Here is a 6,308-nt window from a genome sequence, read left to right on the forward strand (position 1 = left end):
GGAAAGAGCTTCGGCGACGTTGATTCTCAATTCAACGCAAACCGGGCATACCAAAGCAATTATGGAAAGCTCGATTATCAGTGCCAAGCGGACTGCGGCGAGTGCGGCAATCGGTGCCGAGCAACTAAAGGGTTCGCAAAAATTAACTACTTTGGGACTGATTGGTACGGGGTTAATTAACTTTGAAATCGTTCGCTTTTTATTAACTACTTGTCCAGAAATTGAAACCGTATTAGTCTGCGATCTCAGTCAAGAACGTGCCGAGCAGTTTAAGCGCAAGTGTCAACAATTATCCGATCGATTGAGTATCGAGATCGTCGCCGAATCTAGTACCGTTCTCAAAAAATCTTCGGTAATTTCTTTTGCGACGACGGCAACTAAACCGCATATATCCGATCTATCTCAGTGTCAGCCGAACGCAGTTATTTTACATATTTCCCTGCGCGACTTATCGCCAGAAATTATTTTAGCAGCCGATAATATCGTTGATGATATCGATCATGCTTCTCGCGCTCAGACATCGGTTCACCTAGCCGAACTAGCATCGGGCAATCGCGATTTTATTCGCACGACGATCGGCGATATTCTCAATGGTGATGCACCCGCTCGCTCGAACGATAATAAGCTTTCAATCTACAGTCCGTTTGGCTTGGGCGTACTCGATTTAGCATTGGGACAATTGGCATACAAACTGGCAATCGAGCAACAGATGGGCGAAACGATCGAGTCATTTTTGCCCGCTTCTTGGCTAGAAAGAGATGAATCTGGAGTACCTGCGTAATGACAAACTCAACTTCACCTTTACTAAATTTAACCGAACGAGAATTATTAAATGAGTGGAATAATACTCATGTCGATTATCCACTCGATCGCTGTTTCGCTCAGTTATTCGAGGAACGAGTAGCAGCACATCCAGACGCGATCGCGGTCATCTTTGAGAACCAACAATTAACATATCAACAATTAAATACCCGTGCCAATCGCTGGGCACGACATTTAGTCGATCTCGGCGTAAAAGCTGAAACGATCGTGGCTGTAATGGGCGATCGCAGTATCGATTTCCTAACGGTAATGTTGGCAGTATTTAAAGCTGGTGGGGCATATTTACCGCTCAATCCCGAACATCCAGCGGAGCGCACGCAACAAGTATTAGCGCAGAGTCAGGTGCCATTGCTATTAGCTCAAAGCAACTTGGCAGTAATGTTAGCACCAGTATTAGCACAACTGGAAACTAAACCCCAATTATCGTACTTTGCAGATATCGATCTGTTGGCATATAGCAGCGAAAATTTAGAAATTCGCTCTAATCCCGATAATTTAGCATACGTTATTTATACTTCTGGTTCTACTGGTACTCCCAAAGGTGCGATGCTGGAACAACGGGGGATGGTGAATCATTTATATGCCAAAGTTACGGATCTAAATTTAAGTGCGAACGATATCGTCGCGCAGACGGCATCGCAAACATTCGATATTAGTATTTGGCAATTTTTAGTTGCTTTACTCGTCGGTGGTAAAGTTGAAATTATTCCTACCGAACTGGCAACAGATCCGACGCAAATCCTCGCACATGTAGAAAGTCAGGGGATTTCGATTCTAGAGATCGTGCCATCTTTATTGCGGGCACTTTTACAGCAAATTGAAACTAGTGGAAAGCCTTATCTAAAGCTTGCTAAACTGCGGTGGTTATTGCTCACAGGCGAACCTTTGCCACCCCAATTGGCGCGGGGATGGTTGGCATTTTATCCTGCTATTCCGATTTTAAATGCTTACGGGCCGACGGAGTGTTCGGATGATGTCACTCATTATGCAGTCCATCAACCACCCACAGCCGAAGTTATCAATCTGCCGATCGGTCGGGCGGTTTCTAATACCCAATTATACGTCCTGGACGATCGATTAGAAATTCTGCCGCTCGGCGTAGCGGGCGAACTCTACGTCGGTGGTGCTGGCGTAGGGCGCGGTTATTTGCACAATCCGACGTTGACTGCAAAGGCATTTATCGAACATACCTTCGATAATGGCGAATCGATGCGATTGTATAAGACTGGCGACAAGGCGCGGTATTTACCCGATGGGAATATCGAATTTTTGGGGCGAATCGATTATCAGGTGAAGATTCGCGGCAATCGGATCGAGTTGGGCGAAATTGAGACGGTACTGAGCCAGCATCCCCAAGTGCGGGAAGCTGTGGTAATTGCCAGAGAAGATCGCCCTGGGGATATGTATTTAGCAGCTTATTTAGTCGTATCACCACTCCCCACTCCCAACAACGATCGGGATTTACAGGATGAAAGGATTGACAGGATTAGTCCTTCGGCACACTCCCAACTCCCAACTCCCAACTCCCAACTCCCAACTCCCAACTCCCAACTCCCTAAGAGACTACCTCAAACAAAAACTACCTGCCTATATGGTGCCGGGAGCGTTTGTGTATCTGGAGTCGATGCCGCTGACACCGAATGGTAAAGTCGATCGCAAGGCGTTACCGTTGCCGGATCTGGATCTGAGTTTGCGGACGGATTTTGTCGCGCCGAGTACGCCGACACAGGAGGCTCTGGCGACTTTATGGCAAGAAATCCTCCATCTGCCGCAGGTAGGGATTCGCGATAATTTCTTTGAATTGGGCGGACATTCTCTGTTGGCGACGCAGGTAATTATCCGGTTGCGTCCGCTGTTTGGGGTAGAATTGCCGCTGCGCCGCTTGTTTGAGTCGCCGACTATTTCCGAACTGAGCGAGCTAATTGAAGCTACACAGGCGACTGGTGCGGGCTTAGATCGATCGCCGATTCTACCTGTTTCCCGTGCAGAAAAGCTCCCGCTATCTTTTGCGCAATCTCGATTGTGGTTCCTAGATCGGTTGGAAGGTGGTAGTGCTACCTATAATATGCCCGAACCGTTGCAACTGACGGGCGATCTGGATATTGCCGCGTTGGAATTGGCGGTAGAAGGCATTTTACAGCGGCATGAAGTGCTGCGAACTAGCTTTGAGACGATCGAGGGCGAACCAGTACAGGTAATTAGCAGCAATTTCCAGATTGCGATGCCCTTTGTAGATTTGCAACACCTGTCGGGTGAAGCTCAATCGACGCGATTGCAGGAACTCGCCGTTGAAGAATCGCAACAGCCGTTCGATCTGGCGGTGCCACCCTTATTGCGCTTCACGTTGGTACGGTTGGGGTTAGAATCCCACGTCTTACTCGTCACCATGCATCATATTATTTCTGATGGTTGGTCGATGGGAATCTTTGTCGATGAGTTATCGGAATTGTATCGCGCTATTTGTACGGAGACGCCCGCGCAACTGCCGGGATTGCCAATTCAATATGCCGACTTCGCTCAATGGCAACGCAAATGGTTGACAGGGGATGTATTACAAAGCCAAGTCGATTACTGGAAACAGCAATTAGCTACAGCCCCACCATTACTGGAATTGCCAACCGATCGACCGCGCCCGTCGATGCAGACATTTCGCGGTGGTACTACATCTTTTTATCTCGATCGCGAGTTAACTCAACAACTCAAACTATTGAGCCAAAATTCCGGGGCGACATTATTTATGACGCTGCTGGCGGCATTTGCAACGTTATTATCTCGCTATAGTCGGCAAGAAGATATCGTCATCGGTTCGCCGATCGCCAATCGCAATCATAGCGGGATTGAGTCCCTAATTGGCTTTTTTGTCAACACCCTCGTCTTACACACCAAACTCGAAGGCGATCCGACATTTACCGAATTACTCGATCGAGTGCGGGAAATGACATTGGGTGCTTACGAGCATCAAGATCTGCCATTTGAGAAACTGGTAGAAGAACTCCAGCCACAGCGTTCTTTGAGCTACACGCCACTATTTCAGGTGATGTTCGTCTTGCAAAACGCACCATTGAGTAAATTAGATCTGCCCGATCTGACAATCTCACCATTCAAAATGGAGCATGTCACCGCTCGCTTCGATCTGACATTACAGATGGAAGAAACAGCAGCCGGATTGACAGGGGAACTGATTTACAATCGCGATTTATTCGACGCGACGACGATCGAACGGATGGCATCACACCTGGAGATTTTACTCGCTGGTATCGTTGCCAATCCCCAACAACAGGTTGCCAAATTACCGTTAATAAGTAGCGCGGAACGGCAACAGTTACTCATCGATTGGAACGATACTCAAGTCGATTATCCTCAAGATAAGTGCTTTCACGAACTGTTTGAAGCTCAAGTAGAACGCACTCCAGACGCGATCGCGGTGCAATTTGAAGATGCAAAATTAACCTATCGCGAATTGAACGATCGATCGAACCAATTGGCGCGTTATCTCCAAACCTTGGGCGTGAAACCAGAAGTCCTAGTCGGCATTTGTGTCGAACGTTCCCTAGACACGATCGTCGGCTTATTGGGGGTTTTCAAAGCTGGTGGTGCCTACGTACCCTTAGATCCAGCCTATCCCGCCGACAGACTGAGTTTCATGCTGTCTGATTCGCAGGTAGCGTTATTATTGACGCAACAAAAATTGCTGGCAGGTTTACCAGATTGCGACGTACCGATCTTACGGCTGGATGCCGATTGGGGAGATATTGAAAGCAAAGATCGATCTAATTTCGATAGTGGCGTTCGATTCAACAATCTCGCTTATGTAATTTACACGTCTGGTTCTACAGGCAAACCCAAAGGCGTACTCGTTCAACATCAGGGATTGTGCAACCTCGCACAGGCACACGTTCGGATCTTCGACGCTCATCCCGATAGCCGCGTGCTGCAATTTGCGTCCTTTAGTTTCGATGCGTCGATTGCGGAAGTGGTGCTGTCGCTGTATGCAGGAGCTACCCTCTATCTGGGTGCGCGGGAGTCGTTGATTCCGGGTACGGGATTGATGCGATTATTACTCGATCGCAAAATCTCCCACGTCACGCTTTCGCCTTCAGCTCTAGCCGCGATGCCGAGTGGTGAGTATCCCGATTTACGCACGATTACCGTCGCGGGTGAGGCTTGTCCTCCCGATCTTGTAGCACAATGGGGGCGGGGACGGCAATTTATCAATGGTTATGGGCCGACAGAATCGACTGTCTGCACCACTACGGCAATTTGTAAGGATAGTGATACAGCTCCACCGATCGGACGACCGATGGATAATCTTCAAGTCTACATCCTCGATCGCCATCTCCAACCAGTCCCGATCGGGGTTGCCGGAGAATTACACGTCGGCGGTGCGGGTTTGGCGCGGGGTTATCTGAATCGTGCCGATTTAACTGCCGAGAAATTTATCCCCAATCCATTCGGTCGAGACTATTCAGGACGGTTGTATAAAACGGGCGACTTGGCGCGCTATTTACCCGATGGGAATATCGAATTTCTGGGACGGATCGACCAACAGGTGAAGATTCGTGGTTTTCGGATCGAGTTGGGCGAGATTGAGGCGGTGTTGAGTCTGCATCCACAAGTGCGGGAAGCGGTGGTGGTGGTACGAGTGGATCCGACTGGTAAACGGTTGGTGGCTTATATCGTGCCGAAATCGGGAACGATTGCGACTGGTGAATTGCGGAGTTTCGTAGCCGATAAGCTAGCGGAGTTTATGGTGCCGTCGGCGTTTGTGATGATGGAGTCGTTGCCTTTAACTCCTAATGGCAAGATCGATCGCAAGGCGTTGGCAAATCTGGAGCAGGCGCATTCGGAGTTAGATAGCATCATCGTAGCTCCCCGCACTCCAGTTGAGGAAGTCTTGGCGGGGATTTGGGCGGAGGTGCTGGGAGTCGAGCGGGTGGGGATTCACCACAATTTCTTTGAGTTGGGTGGGCATTCGCTGTTGGCGACTCAGGTGGTTTCGCGGATTCATGATGCGCTGGGGGTGGAGTTGCCGTTGCGGACGTTGTTCGAGCGGCAGACGGTGGCAGATTTGGGGGAGGTGGTTGTCGAGTATCTGGCGGCTGAGACGGAGGACGATGAGATGGCGCGGATTTTGGCTGAGTTGGAGGAGATGGATTGAATGCTCCCTACCGATTTGCTGTTGACATGGCGAGGTTCCAGTACTCTACTTGTCTAGCATTTCTGGTGCTTGGAGAACCCGGATCTGGGGGAGGCTTCCCCCAGACCCCCCGTTGAGAGGCGGGGTGCCGCCCCTCAAACTCCCCTGCACATTTTGGTTGTTGGTGCTAGTGTGGCGGGTGCCCGATGTTTGATTGGTGGCTGCGGGGTAGGGTTCGATCTGTAATAAGCGTGATGAGCTGGGCACGAAGCCCTCCCCTGGGCGTAGATTGTCTCCAATCAACATACCATCTGCCATCTCCTTCTTTTATCTAGTGCCTCTCCAAGGA

At 49.5% G+C, this 6,308-nt stretch carries 3 protein-coding genes; all 3 read left to right on the plus strand.

Features of this window, described 5'->3' with window-relative positions; all coding sequences use genetic code 11:
* The coding region (locus tag C7B77_RS21355; protein WP_106309589.1) for a 2,3-diaminopropionate biosynthesis protein SbnB at positions 1-781 on the plus strand (781 nt) is incomplete at its 5' end.
* Entirely contained in the window at positions 781-2,469 is a 1,689-nt protein-coding gene (locus tag C7B77_RS31165; protein ID WP_106309592.1) for a non-ribosomal peptide synthetase, read from the plus strand. The genes C7B77_RS21355 and C7B77_RS31165, both read left to right, overlap by 1 nt.
* On the plus strand, positions 2,447-5,980 hold the full coding sequence (locus C7B77_RS21365; RefSeq protein ID WP_245894300.1) for an amino acid adenylation domain-containing protein: 3,534 nt from the start codon (positions 2,447-2,449) through the stop codon (positions 5,978-5,980). The genes C7B77_RS31165 and C7B77_RS21365 overlap by 23 nt, the downstream gene beginning before the upstream one ends.
* The last annotated feature ends 328 nt before the right edge of the window (positions 5,981-6,308 follow it).

It is taken from the genome of Chamaesiphon polymorphus CCALA 037, assembly GCF_003003845.1.
GTDB classification, from domain to species: Bacteria; Cyanobacteriota; Cyanobacteriia; order Cyanobacteriales; family Chamaesiphonaceae; genus Chamaesiphon; species Chamaesiphon polymorphus.